Source organism: Burkholderia sp. ABCPW 111 (assembly GCF_000773065.1).
GTDB lineage: Bacteria > Pseudomonadota > Gammaproteobacteria > Burkholderiales > Burkholderiaceae > Burkholderia > Burkholderia savannae.
Map to the genome: position 1 here is coordinate 70,035 of NZ_JPWT01000066.1, position 20,063 is coordinate 90,097.

Genomic DNA, 20,063 nt, shown 5'->3' on the forward strand with positions numbered 1-20,063 from the left:
GAGTTTCAGGAAATCAGCGCTTTCAGACGCTGCCAGAACGAGACGGCCGCCGGCTTGCCGGCGGATTCGAGCGACAGCATCGCGTCGTAGTGGACGCGCGATTCCTGGACGTGCGGCAGTTGCGACAGAAGCAGACCGAATTGCATGATGATTCTCCGGGCGCGGGTTCTCGCGCATGGCGGGAAGCCGCGTGCCCGAATCTCATGCGCGCGATGCGCTTATCGATCGAGCCCCACGCGCTTCCCTTGATGATCGAAATCGAAAAGATCGAGGGTGCGGCATATGGGATAACTGTCACAGTCCGGCATGTCGGCTCCTTGTCTGACGGTTGGCTTACCGCGTGCACGCATGCACGACGAGCGCGCACGCGAACACGCGCGCTCGACGCGCCGTCATGCGAAGCATGCGGCAGCGCCGAGCGAACGCGCGCCGCGAACCGGGGTTCGCGGCGAATGCCGAACGGGCGCGCGAAAACGCAGCGCTCACGCGGCGCGAATCAAGGGTGCACGGGGAGTGGTACTCGGAACTGCGACGCGCACCGTCTGCCTGGTTGGCTCGACGGCGGCGATGAAAAGGGCGCGGACGTCTTGCCGGTCAGGCGAAATAACTGCTCGAAGATCGACTACTGCAGGTGTCCAAGGCGGATGCCCCATTTGTGAAGATGGCCGGATTCTAGGTAGGCGACAAACTCAATGTCAATGACGTTCATCGACTTCGCGAAAAAAAAATTCCGCGTTTGCGGCGCTGTAAGTTTTTACGCGATGAAACCGGGCCCGTTGCTTTCAATCGCTCGCGAAAGGAAAGTCATCGAAAGCCGGAACGCACGTCGTGCGGCGGCGGCGGCGCGCACGCACGCGCCGATTTCGACGGATGCTGATCGATCCGGCATCTTTATTCGTTTTTTACTTGCGCGCCCACGCGCGGCACGCATACAATCCGCCGCAATTCGTCACAGAAGGAGAGTCCCTCGTGGACACGTCCCCCAGTAGTTGCAGTTCGATGCCGGTCGAAGCCGGCAACGCAATCGCGCGCTAGCCGCCTGGTTCTCCTTCGCCGCTAGCTCGCATTGGTCGAGTTAGCGCGCTTCATCGCGGGTGGCCTTCGTCCGCCCCGTCCGCAGCACGCTTCCTCTGTTCAGTTCTCGTCGCAGGCCGCCTTCCGGCGCGCAAGCGATGCGTTACGTCGTCCGGCGCAGGCCGGAGCGGACGGGAGCGAAGTCATGTTTGTTCAATTTTTCAAGGCTAAGCTCGGACGCTACGCCCATCTCGCGAGCCACCGGATCGTCGTGTCGTCGATCTCGCCGCTCGCGCATGCGGCGAACGCTTCGAGCAACGGCACGGCGCCGGGCGCGGGGTTTCTCGTCTGGCCGGTCAGTTGCGCGATCGTCGGCGCCGTCGCGGGCGCCGTCGGGATCGTCGCGCTGCTGTCCGCCTCGGGTTGTCGCACCGGTCTGAATCAGGCGATGCGCGTTAGCTGGTGGTTCTCGTAAGCACCCGGCAAGCCCGACGGTTCGCCGTGTCCGGCGGGCGACCTCAAGCGGCGAGCGGGCGGTATCCTCGCCCGCATTCATCCAAGCAACGATTCGTCATGAAGAAAACCATCCATCGCATGCTCGTCAAATCCGGCGTCGTTTCCGGCCTGCCGTTGCTGCTGTCGCTCGGCGTCTCGCCGCCCGCGCTCGCGCAAGCCGCGAATGCCGCCGCCGCGTCGCCCGAAAGCGTCGCGCAGCCGTCGCCCGCGGCCGCCGCATCGCCTGCATCGCCCGCGGCGGACGGCGCACAGACGCCGACCGCCGCGCAAGCCGCGAATGCCGCCGCCACGCCCGCTCCCACCGGCTTCTGGGAGCGTTCGAACCTGTTCGGCGACATGGGCGGCCTGCGCACCAAGCTCGGCGATCACGGGATCACGCTGAACCTGCAGGAAACGAGCGAGTACCTGCGCAATCTGTCCGGCGGCACGCGCCGCGGCGGCGCGTACGACGGCCTCACGCAATTCGGCTTCAGCGTCGACACCGAAAAAGCGATCGGCCTGCCCGGCGGCACGTTCAACGTGTCGGGCCTGCAGATTCACGGCACGAGCCTCACGTCGCGCAATCTGCAACTGCTGCAGACCGCGAGCGGCATCGAAGCCGAAGGCACGACGCGCCTCTGGGAGCTGTGGTACCAGCAGTCGTTCGCGGGCGGCCGCGCCGACGTGAAGATCGGCCAGCAAAGTCTCGATCAGGAATTCATGGTGAGCCAGTACGCGGGCACGTTCATCAACGCGACGTTCGGCTGGCCCGTGCTGCCCGCCGTCGACATGCCGGCGGGCGGCCCCGCGTACCCGCTGTCGTCGCTCGGCGTGCGGCTGCGCTACAAGCCGTCCGATGCGTGGACGGTGATGGCTGGCGTGTTCGACGGCAACCCGGCGGGCGGCGCCGGCGACGCGCAGCAGCTCAACCGTCACGGCACGAACTTCAACCTGCACAACGGCGCGCTATTCATCGGCGAGTTGCAGTACGCGCTCAACGCGCCGCCCGCCGATCCGAAGGCGCCGCAGCCGGCAGGCCTGCCGGGCATGTACAAGCTGGGGGTCTGGTACAACTCGGAGCGCTTCAACGATCCGCGCTACGACACGAACGGCATGCCGCTCGCCGATCCGGCGAGCAACGGCGTCGCCGCGACGCATCGCGGCGACTACGGCCTCTACGCCGTCGCCGACCAGATGGTGTGGCGCCCGAGCGCCGACAGCCCGCGCTCGCTGAACGTATTCGCGCGCGTGATGGGCGCGCCGGGCAATCGCAACGTGGTCGATTTCGCGCTGAACGCGGGCGTCACGCTGAAGGCGCCGTTCGCGGGACGCGACAACGACACGGCGGGCCTCGCCGTCAGTTACGCGAAAATCGGCTCGCACGCGCGCGGCAACGACGGCGACGTCGGCGTGTTCACGACGCCGGGCTATCCGGTGCGCCGCGCGGAAACGCTCATCGAAGCGACGTATCAATATCAGGTGACGCCGTGGTGGCAGTTGCAAGCGGACTTCCAGTACGCATTCCGTCCGGGCGGCGGCATTCCCAATCCGAACGACCCGGCTACGCGCATCGGCAATGAAGCGATCGTCGGCGTGCGCACGACGATCACGTTCTGAAGCGTTTCGCGTTCCTCAGCTTTCGCATGCCTTTCACGTTTCGCGCGCGGTGCCGCCGCCAGCGGCATCGCGCGCGCACCCGTCGCTCTCGCGCCGTCAAATTGCTTAAACCGATTTGTCACCGGAATGCCATCAGAAAGTCGGCTCCGCACTTTACTGTGGCTCGTTCGGCCGCGCGCGAGCGGCGCTCCGCATAACCGAGCAATTGCGCCACGCGGCCGGATGCGGCATGCTGAACCGGACGCCCATCCCACGCGAACGCCCGGCTCGGCGCCTCCCGACGAAAGTCGCCTTCACGCGGAGCCATCAGCTTGTTCTGTTCCGATCTCGCCGCTTGCCGCCACGATCGCCCGAACGATCGCGCCCCCGCCGCTCGCATGCGCCGCCACGTTCGCAAGGCCGCGCGATGAAGGCGCTCGCATGGCTCGCCGGCGCCGTCGCCGCGCTGCTCGCGGCGGAGCTGATTTCATTCGGCGACATCGGGCATCTCGTCGCGCTGCTCGCCGCGTCGCTCGCCGCGCTTTGCGCACTCGCCGCCGCGTTCGGCTGCGCATATACGCTGTTCGCGGCGATCCTCACGCAGCGTTTCTTCGCACGCGCGCCGCACGAGCCGCGACACTGCCCGCCCGTGACGATCGTCAAGCCGCTGCACGGCACCGAGCAGGCGTTGTTCGCGAACCTCGCGAGCTTTTGCGAGCAGCGCTACGACGGCCCGATCCAGTATTTGTTCGGCGTGCACGATCGCGACGATCCCGCGCTGCGTGCCGTCGACGCATTGCGCGACGCATTTCCGCGCGCACACGTGACGATCGTCGCCGACGCACGCCTGTACGGACCGAACCGCAAGATCGCGAACCTCGTCAACATGCTGCCCGCCGCCGCGCACGACGTGCTGATCTTCGCGGACAGCGACGTGAGCGTCGGCCCCGATTACGTGCGGCATATCGTCGGCGAGCTCGACGAACCGGGCGTCGAGCTCGTGACCTGCGTGTATCGCGGCCGTCCCGATCCGGGCTTCTGGCCGCGCGTCGAGGCGCTCGTCACCAATCACCAGTTCCTGCCGGGCGTCGTGACGGGCCTCGCGCTCAAGCTTGCGCGGCCGTGCTTCGGCCAGACGATCGCGATGCGCCGCGCCACGCTCGACGCGATCGGCGGCCTCACGCAATTCGCACACCATCTCGCCGAGGATCACGCGATCGGCGAAGCGGTGCGCGCGCGCGGCGCGCGAGTGGCGGTGCCGCCGTTCGCCGTCGAGCACGGCTGCGTCGAGACGCGCGTCGCGCGGCTCGCCGAGCACGAATTGCGCTGGAGCCGCACGATCCGCGCGGTCGACCCGCGCGGCCATCTCGGCTCGCTGCTCACGCATCCGCTCGCGCTCGCGCTGCTCGGCGCCCTGCTGTCGAACGGCGCGGCGTGGGCATGGTCGCTCGTGCCCGTCACGCTCGTCGCGCGCATCGCCGCGAAGCACATCGTCGATCGCGCGACGAAGCGGCCGGTGCGCGACCTGTTGCTGCTGCCGCTCGCGGATCTGATCGCGTTCGGCATCTTCGTCGCGAGCTTCTCGTCGTCGCGCGTGATCTGGCGCGGCTTCAGCTTCGATGTCGACCGTGACGGCCGCCTGTGCCCCGCGCCTGAAAAACGCCCGAATGCCTGATCGGCGCCGCGCGTCGAATAGGCCTTTCTTCGTCATGCAAAACGAATCGACTCGATCTCGAACCGGCACGCCCGCCGTGCTCAACCGGCAACTAATGAAGCACGCGGGGCGCATCGCTGCGCTCGCGGGACTCGCGGTATCGCTCTGGCTCGTCGCGCGCGACAATCCCCGCGAAGTGCTCGGCCTGATGCGCGCCGCCGGCGTCGGGCTCGTCGTCGCGGCCGCGTCGCATCTGCTGCCGATGCTCGCGAATGCGAAGGACTGGCAGACGCTGATCGCGCCGCCCGACCAGCCGCGCCTGCGCGCGATGCTGCGCCTCGTGTGGATTCGCGAATCGGTGAACGGGCTGCTGCCCGTCGCGCGCATCGGCGGCGAGTTCGTGTCGTTTCGCCTGCTGCGCGCGCACGGCTTGACGGCGCCCGCGGCGAGCGCCAGCCTCGTGTCCGACATGCAGCTCACGCTGATCAGCCAGGCGCTCTTCGCGCTCGCGGGCGTCGGCTATCTGCTCACCCGCGCGACGTCGGACACGCTGCGCGTCGCCGGCATGTTCGCATGGGGACTCGCCGCGCTCGCGCCGCTTCTGATCCTGTTCGCACTTGTTCAACATGCGAAGCCGTTCGAGCGCGCGATGCACGCGCTCAATCGCGTCGCGGGCGGTCAACTCGCGTCGCTCGTCGATCGCTCCGCGCAGATCGACGATGCGCTGAAAGCCGTCTGGCGGCGGCGCGGCACCGTCATGCGCTATCTGTTCTTCTGGCAGCCGCTGCAGCATCTCGCGACGTCGATCGAGATCTGGCTCGCGCTGCATTTTCTCGGCGCGCCCGTGTCGCTCGTCGATGCGCTCGCGATCGAGGCGCTGATCCAGGCGCTCAGCAGCGCCGCGTTCTTCGTGCCGGGCGGGCTCGGCGTGCAGGAAGGCGGCTTCGTGCTGATCGGCGGCGCGCTCGGGCTCGATCCGGCAACGTCGCTCGGGCTCGCGGGCGCGCGGCGAATCCGCGATCTGCTGATCTTCGTGCCGGGCCTGCTCGCCTGGCAGTTCGCGGAGGCGGCCGTCGCGGCGCGCCGTTCGTAGGCGCTCGACGCGGTTCGGCGAGCGCACGCGCGCCGTCACGCCACTTTCAATTTCCGCATGCATGATCGGGCTGGACCACATCTCGATTCGCGCCGGCGCGCGCATCGCTCGACGCGCGTTCTCGCACCGGTGCATCACGTCGCACGACGAAACAATCGAAGACATTGACGCCGCACACGAATCGCAGCGAGGCGAAGTCCTTGCTGTCGATACGGTGACGCTTCCCCGTTGCATCGATTTCTTGTAACGTTTGCGAGCCGTTGGCGGGATCGAGGACCGCCGGATCGCGACGCGCTGCAGGTCGCGGTCCACAACCAATACAAGACTCACAACAACAAAGGAGGGGACATGCGATGGCAATACCCAACTGCGGCCGCGCTCGCGATCGCCGCATTCGTGTGGGCCTGCGCGCGGATCGTGTCGACCGATGCCGCGCCCGCCGCCGCACCGGCTGAGCGAGCGGAATCGACCGTTCCCGCCGCGCAGGCGAACGCATTCACCGCCGCGTCATCGGCGGCGCCGCGCTCCGCGCCGCCGCCGCTTCCCCCGCGCGTCGCCGAGTACATCGCGCACGAATACGCGAATTCGGCCGTCACGCGCGAAGCGCTCACGCAGATCGCATATGGCTGGAGCCAGGCCGTCAACGACGTCCGCGATCCGGCCGACGCGAAAACGGCCGGCGACGCGATCGCGAAAGGCATCGCGTGCGCACTGAGCGCACGCGTGCTCGTGAAGGCGGGCGTCGACCAGCAGACGATGCTCGACCGGATCAAGGGCACGCGCGCGGTCATGCTCGACACCGAAGCGGACACGCTCGCCTACATCCGCTTCCAGTCGCTCGCAGGCGGCCAGTTCTTCGACGATCCCGGCTCCGCCTCGTGCGGCTTCAATCCAACGTCCATGCCGAATTGAGCTTACCCGTGCTGTAGCGCTTCAACCATCAACCGAGGGGACTTTCGATGAAAAAGTTAGTGACGCTGATGATTGCCGGCGCGCTCGTCGCGCTGCCCTACTCCACGCGCCTGAACGCCGCGCAGACGGTGACGGCCGCAACCGCCGCAACCGCCGCGCCCGGCTCCGCGATCGTGTTCGTCAACGGCATCAACAACACGTTCGACGATGCGATCGCGAGCCTGCAAGTGCTGAAGAACGAGCTGAACGCGCGCGACACGAGCAACGCCTACGTGTACGGCAACGCTTACAACGCGACGCAGGGCGCGTTCAACGATCTGTGGCAGGTGTTCAAGCAAAAATCGGTCGAAGGCACGAACCCGGCGGACTTCTGGCGTGCGATCGACGGCGGCGCGATTCCGGCGGGCGGCATGGACGCGGCGCTGCAACAGAAATACATCGACATCCTGACCAAGAACAACATTCCAGAGCTGCCCGATCACCTGAACCAGTACCGCACGTACCTGCAGCAGAGCCGCAAGGTCGTGCTCGTCGGCCACTCGCAAGGCACGCTGTACGCGAACTTCGAGATGAATCTGCTGATCACCGGGCCGGATCGCGCCCAAGGCAGGATCAGCGCGGTGAACGTCGGCAACGCGGCGCGCTATCTGCTGCCGGGCTCGAGCTATCTGACGTCGTCGTCGGATACGGTGATCGGCAGCCTCGGGCTCGTGCAGACGGTGCTGCCGTCGAACTTCTCGCTCGGCTTGCATCTGCTCACCGATCCGCTCGGCCATTCGTTCACGAAGATCTACATGAACCAGTCGTTCACGGCGGCGAAGCAGATCCTCACGCAAGTATCGCAGCAGGCAAGCAACACGGTGATGGCGGCGCGCTAACCCGCACGGCGTGCGTCGCGTGCGATGCACGCGCTGCGTTCTCGCCTCGTGCGACGCGGTTGGCGCGCATCGACGGCGAATTGCGCGGCGCGCCGCATGCCGCAACGAAAAAAGGCCCGCGCGCGCGGGCCCTTTCCGCCGTTCCGCGCGGCGTCCGGCCGCTCAGAAGATGTTGCGCAGACCGATCGCGACGCCCGTCTGGTTGCTGCGGCCCGGCAGTTCGACCGTCGCCGCGCCGTTCACCTTGTTGAAATCGACGGTGCCGTAGATCTCGGTGCGCTTCGACAGCGCGTACTCGACGAGGCCGACGAACGTGTAACGGTTGCCGCTGTCGAGCTGGCCGTTCGCGACCGTCGCGTTGCGCATCCGGTCGTAGTAGAACGCGCCCGTCAGCGTGAGCGCGGGCGTCGCTTGCCAGCTCACGCCGGCGAACGGACCGTCGTCGATCCGGCCCGTGCGCTTCGGCGCGCCGGTCGTGAAGAGGCCCGGTTGCTGCGCGAGCAGCGTGTCGACGAAGCCCGTGTCGTCCTTCGAGTGCAGGTAGCCCGCGTAGATCTTCGCCTTGCTGAATGCGTAGACGACGTTCGCGTGATAGATCGTCTGCTTGCGGTTCGAGTTGTCGCTGTTCTGCTGGACGCCCGCCGCGACGCTCACCGGCCCGGCGACGTACGACAGCGAGAAGCCGTACATGTTGCCCGCGCCCATGTGGCCGGGAATCTGGCCGGAGAAGCCGCCCGAGCCCGTCGACGACGTTGAATCGGTGCCGAACGAGTACATCGCGCCGATCGTCAGGCCGCCGAACGTGCCGCGATACTTGACCGAGTTGTCCGCGTACAGGCCCGCGCCGAGCGCGACGGGCAGCCACGCGTTCTCCAGATAGTTGCCGACCGTCAGCGGATCGTACGTATCGCTCAGCAGATCGAACAGCACTGTCTTCTGGCGGCCGAGCGTCACGGTGCCGTACTGGCTCGTCAGGCCGACGTAGGCGGCGCGATTGAAGATGCGCTTGCTGTCCGAGAACGAGCCGTCCTGCAGATTGACGCCGCTCTCGAGATTGAAGATCGCCTTCAGGCCGCCGCCCAGATCTTCGCTGCCGTGCAGGCCGATGCGGCTGTTGGTGATCGCGCCGTTCGTCATGAAAAATCGGCCGTCGTTCTGCGCGTTCGAGTTGCTCAGATAGCGCAGGCTCACGTCCGCGACGCCCCAGAGCGTCACCGAACTCTGCGCCATCGCCTGCTGGCCTGCGGTCGCCAGCATCACCCCTCCTACCAGCCCCGCGATTTTGGTGGTTTGCTTCATGCGCTTTCCTTTGTGAATTGTCTCCGTCTCTTCTTCGGCCACGGCCGCGGCCGGCTCCGCCGCGCGCGGCGGGCCCACGAATCATATGACGATGTAAGCTCTGTAAAAAAATAAACGCCGCGAGAATCGCGGCGTTGTCGTGGTGGCGCAACGATGTGCGCCGGCGGACGGCGCTCGGGGGCTCAGGCGCCCTGCGCGCCGCGCTCGCAAAAGCGCAAGCGGTTGCCGAACGGATCGGCGATCTGCATCACCCGCCCCCAGTCGTATCGCTCGATACCCGGGCGCGCATACGGATAGCGCTTGGCATTCAGCTCGGCATGTAGCGCGTCGATGCCTTCGAGCGGCACGAAGACGGTCGAGCCCGGCGTCGCGTCACCGTGATGCTCGCTCAGATGCAGGATCAGATCGCCGCGCCGCACTTCGGCGTAAAGCGGCAAGCCGGGCTCGAAGCGATGCTCCCATCCGAGCGTGAAGCCCAGGAAATCGACGTAGAACTCCTTTGCCTTTTGCTCGGAGAAGATCCTCAGCACCGGAATCGCGGAAGAAAACTGCATGAATACGCCCTCGCTATCGTTCTTGTTTCTTGGTCAATGCGTTCGATGGATTCGCCGCGCCGCGCATCGCGCGCAGCGTCGTCAGTCGCGTCGCGCGACGACATCCGCATCGTAGCGCGCGCGCCGAACGATTTCAGCGAACGCCGCGACGAGCAGCAGAACGGCGCCCCACAACGCGCCGTCGCCGATCATGCGCGTGACGAAGCCGCCCGCCACCGCGCCCGCCAGAAAGCACGAGCTGATCACGGCAAGCAGGCCCGAGTCGTGCAGCGCGAGCGCATCGTAGCGTGGGATCAGGCCGGCGAACAGCAGTTGCGCGGAGCGCCGCAGGTTGCCCGTCGTCATCACCGACGTGTACGACAGGTTCTCGAGATGCGTAAACGACATCGTCTGCAGCGTCGCGACGAACGAAATGCCCGGAATCAGCCACGCGCTCGACATCGCCGGCCAGCCGAGCGACGCGAACGCGAGAAAGACGATCTCGACGATCAGGCTGATGAACGCGGTATGCCGAATCAAGCCCTTCTGCGCGGCGAGGCCGAGCGTGTGCGCAACGAACACCGCGATCACGAAACCGACGAGCGGCGGCACGTGATGCAGCGCCTGCGCCCAGTCGCCCGCCGACACGTTGATCCCGAGCAGCGCGACGTTGCCCGTCATCGTGTTCGCGAACACGTGGCCGTGGCCGACGTACGTGTACGCGTCGAGATAGCCGCCCGACAGCGTGAGCAGCGACGCGACCGTCAGGTTGCGGCTTGCGGCGTCGAGATTCATCGTCTGTCGCGCGCCGCTCAGACCTTCTTCAGATAGCACGCCTTCAACATGAAATTGCCGGCGTCCATCTTGCAATCGACTTCGTGATCGCCGCCGACGAGACGGATGCTCTTCACCTTCGTGCCCATCTTCAGCGTGATCGACGAGCCCTTCACCTTCAGGTCCTTGATCAGCACGACGGCGTCGCCGTCGGCGAGCGCGTTGCCGTTCGCGTCCTTCACGACAGCTGCCGCGTCGTCATCGGCGGCACTCGCTTCGCCCGCGATCGGCCATTCGTGCGCGCAGTCCGCGCAAATATAATGTTCGCCGTCCGGGTACGTGTTTTCCATCGCGCATTGCGGGCAGGCGGGAAGAGTCGACATGGTGTTGCAGCCTTGTTTGCAATTGATTCGGTGGACGGAAGTATACTCGCCCGTCCGCGCCCTCCGCCCGCGACCGGCGAACCGCCTCTCGATTCACCGCATCGACCTTGCCATGACAGCCGCCAAGTTCTTCCTGCGCTACACCCTCGTGCCGTTCGTCGCGATCGTGCTCGTCGTCGTGTGGGCGTTCAACCGCGAGTCGGACGAAATCGACGCGCGCCAGTATGCGGCGCTCGTCGCCGCCTATCCCGGCTTCACGCCGGATCTGCAGAGCGAAGTGAGCCGCGCGATGCGCGACGGCAAGCTCGCGAAATCCGATTACTCGTCGATCGTCCGCGATTCGCTCAATCACGGCTACGTGCTCGATTGGTCGTCGCCGGGCGGCGATCTGAACGCCGAGCGCGGCAAGCTGCTCGGCCTCGTGAAGAGCAACACGCACTCGTCCGAATGACGGCCGGCGAAGCGCCCGGCAACGCGGCCGGCTCGCGCGAACGTTGACGGGATTCGTCGGCGACGCCCGGTCGCACGGCGCAAGCGCGCCGTGCGGAGCTGATCCGACCCGCGCATCGCATGCCGCGACGATGCGCTCGAAACGTCTGCGTCGCAAATCCGGCGCGCGAAGCCCAGGGGGCCGAAGCCCGAGAATCGAGATTCAACGGCCCAGTGTCGAACTTCCCGGCTCGCTCGAAGTCACGCCGCGATGCTCAGCCGTTGCACGGCGCCGCGCCCGCCATCGCTATCCGACGAATCCGCCGATAAGCCCGACGAGCGCGCCGCCCACGAGCAGCCACAGCGGATGCACGCGGGTACGGTACGCGAGCGCCGCGACCGCCGCCGTGACGCCCCATTGCAGCGCCGACCGGTTCGACGCCTCGGAGATCAGCACCGCGCTCGCGATGACGAGGCCCGCGGTGACGGGCATCATCCCCTGCTGCACGTAGCGCCGCCACGGCTTGTCCTTGAAGCGCTCCCACGCGTGCAGCGCGGCCATCGTCACGATCGACGACGGCCCGAACTTCGCGAGCGACGACACGAGCAGGCCCGGCCAGCTCGCGACGTGCCAGCCGACGAGCGGCACGATCATCATGTTCGGCCCGGGCGCCGCCTGCGCGAGCGCGAAGAGCGCGGTGAACGCCTGCGCGCTCATCCAGTGATGGACATCGACGACCTGCCGCTGCATCTCGGGCAGGATCGTGTTGCCGCCGCCGAACGCGAGCAGCGACAGCTGGCCGAAAATCACCGCGAGGGAAACGAGCGTGTCGCTCATCGCCGCACTCCCTGCGCGCGTTCGTTCGCGCCGCGCGGGGCGCGCGACGCGAGCCAGATGCTGACGGGCGTCAGCACGAGCATCGTCGGCAGCAACGGCGTGCGCAACACCGCGATCGCGACGAACGCGAGCGCCGCGACGCAAGCGGCCGTGCGCGCGTGGCGCAGCGGCTTCGCCACCTTTATCGCCATCGCGATCAAGAGGCCCGCCGCGGCCGCCGCGAGGCCGCCGAACAGATGATGAACGCCCGGGTTCTGCTGCGTCTTCGCATACAGCACGCCGAGCGCGATGACGACGAGCGTCGGCCCGGCGACGAGGCCGAGCAGGCCGGCGATCGCGCCCGGCACGCCGCGAAACCGCATGCCGACCGCGACCGACAGATTGATCACGTTGCCGCCCGGCAGGAACTGGCAGAGGCCGAGAAGATCGGCGAACTCGTCGGCCGTCAGCCAGCGGCGCTCCTCGACGAGCGCGCGCCGCGCGAACGGCAGCGCGCCGCCGAACGAGATCAGCCCGAGGCCGAGGAAACCGATGAACAGATCGGCGACGCTCACGTCGACCGCATGGCCGCCGTCATCGGGTTCGGAACAGGATTGCATGGGAGTCCTCGCGATTGTCACGAGCCGAGGTTACGCCCGATCGCCGCGGAGTCCAAACGATTTTATCGGCGCGCCTTTGTGATCTAGAATCACAAGCATGGCACGCGATCTCCCACCGTTTCCGGCACTGAAGGCCTTCGAAGCCGCCGCAAGACATGAAAGCTTCAGCGCCGCGGGCGAAGAGCTGCATGTGACCCACGGTGCCATCAGCCGGCAGATTGCCGCGTTCGAGGCGTGGCTCGGCAAGCCGGTGTTCCATCGGCACGGCAAGCGGGTGAAGCTCACCGACGAAGGCCGCCGCTATCTCGCGACCGTCGAGGCGGCGTTCGACAGCATCGCACGCGCAACCGGGCAGTTGCGCGAGACGGGCGCGGCACGCGTGCTGCGCATCAACGCGCTGCCGACGTTCGCGATGAAGTGGCTGCTGCCGCGCCTGTCGCGGTTCCAGCGCGAGGTGCCGAACGTCGAGCTGAAGCTGTCGACCTCGAACGCGCCGCTCGGCTCGCTCGACGCCTTCGACGTCGCGATCCGGCGCGGCCCCGGCCGCTGGCCGAACTGCGCGAGCGGCCGCTTTCTCGACGAAAGCGTGATTCCCGTGTGCAGCCCCGCGCTCCTGAAGCGCGCGCCGATCGCGAGCGCGGACGATCTCGCGCGTCACGTGCTGCTGCATTCGGACACGCGCCCGGACGCGTGGCGCGAGTGGTTCGCAGCGGCGGGCGTGCCGATGAAGGGCCGCAAGAAGCAATCGTTCGATCACTTCTATCTGGCGCTGCAGGCGGCCGTGGACGGCCTCGGCGTCGCGCTCGGGCCGCTGCCCCTCATCGCCGACGAACTCGCGAGCGGCCGGCTCGTGACGCCGCTGCCGGGCCCGCGCATCGCGACGCGCAGCTACTGGTGGATCGCGCCGCGCGAAACGGCGGGCGAGGCGCTCGTCGGGCGGTTCTGCGCGTGGCTCGAAGCGCAGGCGCATGGGGGCTGATGAGCCGCCGGGCGTCGAGCGGGGAAGCGCGGCGTGGCCGAGGGGCGCGCGGCACGCCAATCAGGTGACGGACCAGTCGCGCGACGAAAGTCATGCGATCGCAGCCCCGCCGCATTTCGACCGCCGCATTTCGACCGCCGCATTTCGACCGCCGCATTTCGACCGCCGCATTTCGACCGCCGCATTTCGATCGCCGCATTTCGTTCGTCGCATTTCGTGCGCCGCACTTCGACCACCCCGCACCAGGCAATGCAATTCGAGCCGCACGCCAATCGAGGCCGCCCCGCCGCCGCTCACACCATCGGCCCCGGCTCCTTCTCCTTGCGCAGCAGCGCGTATAGGATGATCGCGCCGAACGTCGCGGTGCCGATCCCGCCGAGCGCGAAGCCGCCGAACTTCAGCGAGAAGTCGCCCGCGCCGAGCACGAGCGTGACGGCGGCGACGATCAGATTCCGGTTGTCGGAAAAGTCGACGCGGTTCACGACCCAGATCCGTGCGCCCGTCACCGCGATGAGCCCGAACACGACGATCGACACCCCGCCCAGCACCGGCCCCGGAATCGTCTGAATCACCGCGCCGAACTTCGGCGAGAAGCCGAGCGCGATCGCGATCAGCGCGGCCGCGACGAACACGAGCGTCGAGTAGATCCGCGTCACCGCCATCACGCCGATGTTCTCCGCATACGTCGTCACGCCCGTGCCGCCCATGCTGCCGGAGACGATCGTCGCGAGCCCGTCGCCGACGAACGCGCGGCCGACGTAGCGGTCGAGGTTGCGGCCCGTCATCGCGCTCACCGCCTTGATGTGGCCGAGATTCTCGGCGACGAGGATCACCGCGACGGGCGCGATCAGCAGGATCGCGTGCGGATCGAACACGGGGCGGTGAAACGTCGGCATGCCGAACCAAGCGGCGTTCGCGACGCTCGCGAAATCGATCGGCTTGCCGAGCCCCATGCCGTTGGTGAGCGCCGCATAGATCGCGTACGCGATCAGCACGCCGACGAGAATCAGGAGCCGCTGCAGCATCCCGCGCGCGAACACCGCGACGCCGCCGACGCAAAGCACGGTCACGAGCGCAAGCGTGGAATCGAACGTCGACGCGGACACGCCCTTCACCGCGATCGGCGCGAGATTGAGGCCGATCACCGCGACGATCGAGCCCGTGACGACGGGCGGCATCAGCGCCTCGATCCAGCGCGTGCCGACCGCCGACACGACGACGCCGATCAGCGCATAGGCGACGCCGCACGCGACGATCCCGCCGAGCGCGACGGGGATGTTCGGATTCGCGCCGCTGCCGCCGTAGCCCGTCACCGCGATCACGAGGCCGATGAACGCGAAGCTCGAGCCGAGATAGCTCGGCACGCGGCCGCCGACGAGCGCGAAGAACAGCAACGTGCCGATTCCGGACATCAGAATGCAGAGATTCGGATCGAAGCCCATCAGAAGCGGGGCGAGCACCGTCGAGCCGAACATCGCGACGACGTGCTGCACGCCCATCGCGAACGTCTGCGGCCACGGCAGGCGCTCGTCGGGCGCGACGACGCGGGCCGCGTCGTCGCGCGACGGCGCGCGCCAACGCGGGAAATAGGAATCGGCCATCGCGGAATTCTCCTTGTTGTCTGGATTGAGGCGCGCGCGACGGCGCGTCGAGGCAAAATCACGCGCGAGTGTACGAAGCGGGAATCGCGCTGACAAGCGGCGCGCAAAAACGGCCGCGGCGCGGGATGCGCGCGGACAGGAAACGCAAGGAAGGGGAAAGGAAGCGCATCCGCGCGGAGGTGATGAAAACGGGCCGCGACCGCGGACGGCGAGGGTGACGAAGGAACGCGGCTTGGAAGCCCCGCGCGCGATCTCGCCGGGCGCGCGCCGCCGATTCCGAAAGGCGGCCAGGCCGACAAAGCGCGCCTGGCCGCGGCCGATGGGACTGAGGAGACCGATAAGGCCGATGCAGCCGATGCAGTCGATACGGCCGGTGCCCCACGCGCGCGACGCAATCGCAACCGCTGCCGCTGCGCACGGCAAGTCACAGCGCACGAAAGCGGTCCCGCTGCGTCCCGTCGGCGCGGTCGCGCCTGCGAAGGCGGCGGCGCCGGCGAAGCCACCGAAGCCACTGAAGCCACTGAAGCCACCGATGCCGACGGTAAAACGCCCGCCCCGAAAAGCAAAACGGGCGGCAAAAGCCGCCCGCTTGATCACCGCCATGCGTCGTGCACGCGCGGCGCGGCCGCAAACCGCGCCGTCGACGAACCGATCACCCGTCGCCCCGCCCCCGCCTCGCCGGCCGCCCCGCCGCCGAGCGCGAGCCGCGACGCTTACGGATTCAGATACTGGAACAGCGACAGGTTCTGCATCTGCACGAACGCCTTCTGCGCGGCGCTCAGCGAATTCTGCAGTTGCAGGAACTGGCTGATCGCGGCGGGCAGATTCGTGTCGGTCAGGTTCGACAGGCTGTTCGCCGCCTGCAGCGAATTCGTCGACGTCACCGACTGTATCGCCTTCACCTCCTGCATGCGGCCGCCGACCGAGGCCTGCACGGTCAGCACGTTCGTCAGCGTGTTCATCAGCTTCGTCGATGCGGTGGCCATCGCGTTCGAGAGCGCGGTCGACGCGGTCGGGCTGTTGCCGACGGGCGCCTTCAAAGCGGCGATCGCCGTGTCGAGCGTCGCGAATACGTCGGCGCCCGATTGCGGGGCGGGCGTCACCGTGAACTGGTCGCCCGCCGCCGGCGTGCCCGACACCGCGACCGTCTGCCCGCCGAGGTTGATCCCCTGGCCCGACGAGTATGGCTGCGCGGCGCTCGTCGTCGGCGGCTGGACCGTGTTGTCGGTCACCGTATAGGTAGGCGCCGCCGCCGTGCCGCCGAAGGCGATCGTGAACTGGTGCGCGTTGGTCGGATCGGACGGATTCGTGATGCTGACCGCGCCGACCGTGCCCGTGCCCGTGTTGCTCGCGGCCGCGGCCGGCACCGGAAGGCTGCCGAGGAACGGCACCGACAGGAACACGCTCGCGCCGTTGTCGCCCTGCGAGACCGTGTTCGTGTCGGCGATCTGCACGACGCGCGAGCCGTAGTCGCCGCTGTAGTTGACGCCCCCGCCCGCCTTGTTCGCGAACGGCGCGGTCGTCGGCTGGAAGCCCGCGAACACGTAGTTGCCCGCGCCGTCCGTCGTGTTCGCGAGCGTGAGCAGGTGATCGCGCGAACCCTGGAGCTGAGCGGCGAGCGCCGCGCGATCGCTGTCCGACAATCCGCCGTCGCCCGCGTGCATGATCGTCTGATACGCGGCGTTGAGCGCGTCGCTCACGCTCGTGAGCGTCGAGGATTCGGTCTGCAGCGACGTCAGCACCGTCGACTGGTTCGACGTGTACTGCGCGAGCGTCGCCGACGTGGCCGTCAGTTGCACCGCCTGCGCGGCCGCGAGCGGGTTGTCGGCGGGCGTCGTCAGGCTGACGCCGCTCGCCACCTGCTGGTAGAGCTGAGCGATCTGCGCCTGTTGGTCGTTCATCATGCTGACGTTCAGGCTGTAGAGCTGAGAGCTGGAAATGCGCATCGCCGTCTACCTCGTTCAGTTGAACAGACCGAGCACGGTCTGGAACAGCGAGTCCGCCGTCTGGATCACCTTCGCGTTCGCCTGATACAACTGCTGGTACTGCATCAGGTTCGCCGCTTCCTCGTTCTGGTTCACGCCCGACACCGCCTGCTGCTGCGCCGTGATCTGGCCGACGAGCGCCGTCTGCGCGGTGCTCGACGCCTTCAGCTGGCTCGCCGCGTTGCCGATCGCGTTCACGTAGCCCGCGTAGGCGCCCGTCAGCGTGGTCGTGCCGTTGTTCATCGTCTTCGAGCTCACGAGCTGCGACAGCGCGAGCGCGTTGCGGCCGTCGTTCGTGCCCTTGTTCGCGCCGATCGTGAACTGATCGCCGTCCGCGGGTGCGCCCGACAGCGACACGCTCACGCCGTTCATCACGCCGGACGGCGCGGGCTGCGTCGTGCTCGAGATCGTCAGCGACGCGCCGACCGACGCATCGTAAGGCACGGGCGTCGTCGCGCTCGTGATGTTGACCGACGTCGGCGGCGTGCCCGCGATCGTCACCGTCGTGCCGACCGGGAAGCCGGAGAGCATCTTCGACGACGCGTTGTAGGTGAGCGTCGTCGTGCCGGACGGCAGTTGATAGCCCGCGCTCACCGAGCCCTGCGTGATCGCGCCCGTGCCGCTGTTCGTCGACGTGGCCGCCGCGAGCACCGGCGACGCGGCCGCGATCGCCGAGCCGCTCGAAGTGGCGAGCGCGAAGCCGTCGAGCGCGCCGCGCGTCGGCAGCACGGTGAACGCGTCGCCCGCGGCGGGCGTGGCCGAAAGCGACAGATTCAAGCCGCCGATCGTCATCGTCGGCGGGTTGGTGGTCGGCGTCGCGGTGCCGACGACGCTGCCCGTCGCGCGATCGGTCAGCGTGTACTTCGAGCCGTCGTACGACAGCGAATAGTCGCTCGACGTCGGCTGCGAGCCGTTCGCGAACGACACGGACAGCGTCGCGCCGCCGGTATTGCCCTGATTCGCGTAGACGGTCGGGCCGCCGGCCGTGAACAGGTTGCCGCCCGGATTGCCCGACAGGTCGATGCCGAGCGCGTTCTGCGCATTGACCTGCGACGCGAAGCTGACCGCGAGCGCGCCGAGCTGCGCCTGCGCCGGATCGAGCGTCTGGCTGCGGAACGCGAGCAGGCCGCCCAGCGTGCCGCCCGTCAGCGACACGTCGGGCAGGTACTGCGGGCTGCCCTGCGGATTCGCGCCCGCGACGCCCTGCGACACGATCGTGAGCTCGCTCGGATCGGACTTCGACGCGACCGCGGCCAACTGATAGCTCGCATTGCCGACGACGAGCGGCTGGCCGCCCGAAAGGAACACGCTGTAGCTGCCGCTGCTCTGCACGACCTGCACGCCGGCGAGCTGCGACAGGTTCGACACCGCGAGATCGCGCTGGTCGAGCAGTTGGTTCGGCGGCTGCCCCTGCGCGCTCGCCGACGCGATCTGCTCGTTGAGCTGCGCGATCTGCGCGGTGTAGCTGTTGATCTGCGTGACGGTGTCGGTGAGCTGAGAATTCACGCTCTGCCGCAGTTGCGAATACTGCTGGCCCGCGGCGACGAGCTGGCTCGCGAGCGTCTGCGCGTTGCTGATCGCGGTCTGCCGCGCGGACGGATCGGCCGCGTTGTTCGCGACCGTCTGCAGGCCGGTGAAGTAGTTCGTGATCGCGGTCGAGATGCCGGCCGTCGGGCTGCCGACGTAGTTGTTCAGTTGCGCGACGAGCGAATAGTAGGTCGACAGCGAGCTGCCTTGCGTCTGCGCCGCGTTGAGCTGGTTCGACAGATACTGGCTGTACTGCCGCTGGACCGTCACGGTCGTCACGCCTTGCGGCAAATAGCCGCTGCTCGTGTACTGGCCGCTCGCCTCCGAATACACGGGGCGCTCGACCGAATAACCGGGCGTCGCCGAATTGCTGATGTTCTGACCGGTCGTGGTGATCCCCCAGAGCGCGGCGTTCAGGCCGCTGATCCCGAGGTTCATGAGGGTATTGGACATGCGCGATCCTATGAGCCGGCCGCGCCGCGGCCGCCGGGTTGCGTGGACTCCCGGTATAACGGCCGCGCGTGAGAAAAATTGAGGGAATGCGCGCGCAAAAATGCATGCGGCGCGCCGCGGCCGGCGCGCGGGCGCCGTCGCGATGGCTGCGGGCGTCGCGTGCGGCCTGGCCCGCACGGGCGCGATGGCCGCGCGGCTCAGGCCCGCGCGAGCTGCCGGCGCTTCATCTCGAGCTGCGTGATGAGGCGCTGCAGCGTGTTCTCCGCGCTGCCCGGCAGCGACAGGAAGCGAAAGCCCAGTTGGTAGCGGCGCGTGCCGTTCGGCGCGTCGGTCGAGCGGTGCGACACGAGCTGCAGATCGAGCGACAGCATCCCATGGCCGTTCAGGTTCAATTCGACGTCGGGCAGCGTCGTGCCAAGCTCGAGCGTCGACACGCGCTCGTCGACCGTGCGCAACCCGAGGCCGCCGAGCGACAGGTTGTGCACTTCGAACAGGAAAGTCTCGCCGTCCGGCAGCTTGCCGCGGCACACGTAAGGATCGAGGATCGGCGCGTCGACGCGGAAATATTCGCGGCGCTGCACGCAGTACAGCACGTCGGGGAAATCGGCTTCGAACGCGGGAAGGTTCTCGTAGCGGGTCTCGCGCGGGGTCGCGGTCGAGAATTCGACGCGCACGCCCTCCGGCGCCGCATGAAACACGCAGTCCGGCGCGGCGAGGATGCCCGCGTTCTGGTCGGCGAGCGCGCCCCAGTCGAACACGAAGGTTCGCGCGCCGACGTCGACGTCGAGAATGCGCGTGACAAGCTGACCGCCCTGGTACTGGACGGTCAGGAAATCTCCTCGATTGACGAGATTGCGCAGCTGCACGCCGATCTCGAGCGGATTGCGGCGGCCGTAATCATGGCCGGAATGCGCGGCGGCGCTCGCGGCCTGACTCGTCGACTGTTCGGTATTCATGGCTTGCCGGTATTTTATCTCGATGCGCCTGGCGGACTTCGGGGGCGCGTTATGACCAGGCGCGA

The 20,063-nt window shown here is 67.6% G+C and carries 18 protein-coding genes and 1 pseudogene; 8 read left to right on the plus strand and 11 right to left on the minus strand.

The annotated features are described in order from the left end of the window. Positions 1-5: 5 nt before the first annotated feature. Complete coding sequence (locus X946_RS35675; RefSeq protein ID WP_038748367.1) at positions 6-146, minus strand: hypothetical protein; 141 nt, start codon at positions 144-146, stop codon at positions 6-8. A 1,073-nt stretch (positions 147-1,219) separates the two neighbouring features. On the opposite strand from X946_RS35675, the gene X946_RS13625 reads away from it, so the two are divergent. The 6 genes from X946_RS13625 (at position 1,220) to X946_RS13655 (ending at position 7,642) form a co-directional block, all read left to right on the plus strand. Beyond that, positions 1,220-1,489, plus strand: a complete 270-nt coding sequence (locus X946_RS13625) for a hypothetical protein (protein WP_038748370.1) — start codon at positions 1,220-1,222, stop codon at positions 1,487-1,489. Between the two features lie 98 nt (positions 1,490-1,587). Then, entirely contained in the window at positions 1,588-3,126 is a 1,539-nt protein-coding gene (locus tag X946_RS13630) for a carbohydrate porin (protein ID WP_038748371.1), read from the plus strand. 406 nt (positions 3,127-3,532) lie between these two features. Further along, the gene (gene hpnI, locus X946_RS13635) at positions 3,533-4,780 is read left to right on the plus strand and encodes a bacteriohopanetetrol glucosamine biosynthesis glycosyltransferase HpnI (protein ID WP_038748373.1); all 1,248 of its coding nucleotides are present in this window, start codon (positions 3,533-3,535) and stop codon (positions 4,778-4,780) included. A gap of 94 nt (positions 4,781-4,874) precedes the next feature. Continuing rightward, entirely contained in the window at positions 4,875-5,852 is a 978-nt protein-coding gene (locus X946_RS13640) for a lysylphosphatidylglycerol synthase domain-containing protein (RefSeq protein WP_162836173.1), read from the plus strand. A 348-nt stretch (positions 5,853-6,200) separates the two neighbouring features. Then, positions 6,201-6,764 carry a hypothetical protein gene (locus tag X946_RS13650; RefSeq protein WP_038748377.1) on the plus strand — a complete coding sequence of 188 codons (564 nt, stop codon included), beginning with the start codon at positions 6,201-6,203 and terminating at the stop codon, positions 6,762-6,764. Between the two features lie 59 nt (positions 6,765-6,823). Beyond that, on the plus strand, positions 6,824-7,642 hold the full coding sequence (locus tag X946_RS13655; RefSeq protein WP_038748379.1) for a hypothetical protein: 819 nt from the start codon (positions 6,824-6,826) through the stop codon (positions 7,640-7,642). Positions 7,643-7,804: 162 nt separating this feature from the next. On the opposite strand, the gene X946_RS13660 is transcribed toward X946_RS13655, so the two are convergent. From X946_RS13660 to X946_RS13675, 4 genes and pseudogenes are all read right to left on the minus strand, one after another. Beyond that, positions 7,805-8,941: a porin gene (locus X946_RS13660; RefSeq protein ID WP_038748634.1), complete on the minus strand. Its 1,137-nt coding sequence runs from the start codon at positions 8,939-8,941 to the stop codon at positions 7,805-7,807. Between the two features lie 182 nt (positions 8,942-9,123). Further along, the gene (locus X946_RS13665) at positions 9,124-9,495 is read right to left on the minus strand and encodes a glyoxalase superfamily protein (protein WP_038748381.1); all 372 of its coding nucleotides are present in this window, start codon (positions 9,493-9,495) and stop codon (positions 9,124-9,126) included. Beyond that, positions 9,465-10,269 (minus strand): annotated as a pseudogene (locus X946_RS13670) (YoaK family protein). The gene X946_RS13665 and the pseudogene X946_RS13670 overlap by 31 nt, the downstream one beginning before the upstream one ends. Before the next feature lie 17 nt (positions 10,270-10,286). After that, entirely contained in the window at positions 10,287-10,631 is a 345-nt protein-coding gene (locus tag X946_RS13675) for a zinc ribbon domain-containing protein YjdM (protein WP_038748385.1), read from the minus strand. Positions 10,632-10,743: 112 nt separating this feature from the next. Here X946_RS13675 and X946_RS13680 point away from each other — a divergent pair, with 112 nt between their 5' ends. Beyond that, on the plus strand, positions 10,744-11,082 hold the full coding sequence (locus X946_RS13680) for a hypothetical protein (RefSeq protein WP_038748386.1): 339 nt from the start codon (positions 10,744-10,746) through the stop codon (positions 11,080-11,082). Between the two features lie 285 nt (positions 11,083-11,367). On the opposite strand, the gene X946_RS13685 is transcribed toward X946_RS13680, so the two are convergent. Beyond that, entirely contained in the window at positions 11,368-11,898 is a 531-nt protein-coding gene (locus X946_RS13685) for a chromate transporter (protein ID WP_038748388.1), read from the minus strand. Then, entirely contained in the window at positions 11,895-12,497 is a 603-nt protein-coding gene (locus tag X946_RS13690) for a chromate transporter (protein WP_038748389.1), read from the minus strand. The genes X946_RS13685 and X946_RS13690 overlap by 4 nt, the downstream gene beginning before the upstream one ends. Positions 12,498-12,594: 97 nt before the next feature. Between X946_RS13690 and X946_RS13695 the strand changes: the two genes are divergently transcribed. Further along, the gene (locus X946_RS13695; RefSeq protein ID WP_038748391.1) at positions 12,595-13,476 is read left to right on the plus strand and encodes a transcriptional regulator GcvA; all 882 of its coding nucleotides are present in this window, start codon (positions 12,595-12,597) and stop codon (positions 13,474-13,476) included. Between the two features lie 293 nt (positions 13,477-13,769). Here X946_RS13695 and X946_RS13700 read toward each other — a convergent pair whose 3' ends face one another. The 4 genes from X946_RS13700 to X946_RS13720 form a co-directional block, all read right to left on the minus strand. Further along, positions 13,770-15,077, minus strand: a complete 1,308-nt coding sequence (locus X946_RS13700) for a solute carrier family 23 protein (protein WP_038748393.1) — start codon at positions 15,075-15,077, stop codon at positions 13,770-13,772. Between the two features lie 713 nt (positions 15,078-15,790). Beyond that, positions 15,791-17,023 carry a flagellar hook-associated protein FlgL gene (gene flgL, locus X946_RS13710; protein WP_038748397.1) on the minus strand — a complete coding sequence of 411 codons (1,233 nt, stop codon included), beginning with the start codon at positions 17,021-17,023 and terminating at the stop codon, positions 15,791-15,793. A 15-nt stretch (positions 17,024-17,038) separates the two neighbouring features. Continuing rightward, on the minus strand, positions 17,039-19,042 hold the full coding sequence (gene flgK / locus X946_RS13715; protein ID WP_038748400.1) for a flagellar hook-associated protein FlgK: 2,004 nt from the start codon (positions 19,040-19,042) through the stop codon (positions 17,039-17,041). Positions 19,043-19,239: 197 nt separating this feature from the next. Next, positions 19,240-19,998, minus strand: a complete 759-nt coding sequence (locus tag X946_RS13720; RefSeq protein ID WP_038748403.1) for a flagellar brake protein — start codon at positions 19,996-19,998, stop codon at positions 19,240-19,242. Positions 19,999-20,063: the final 65 nt, after the last annotated feature.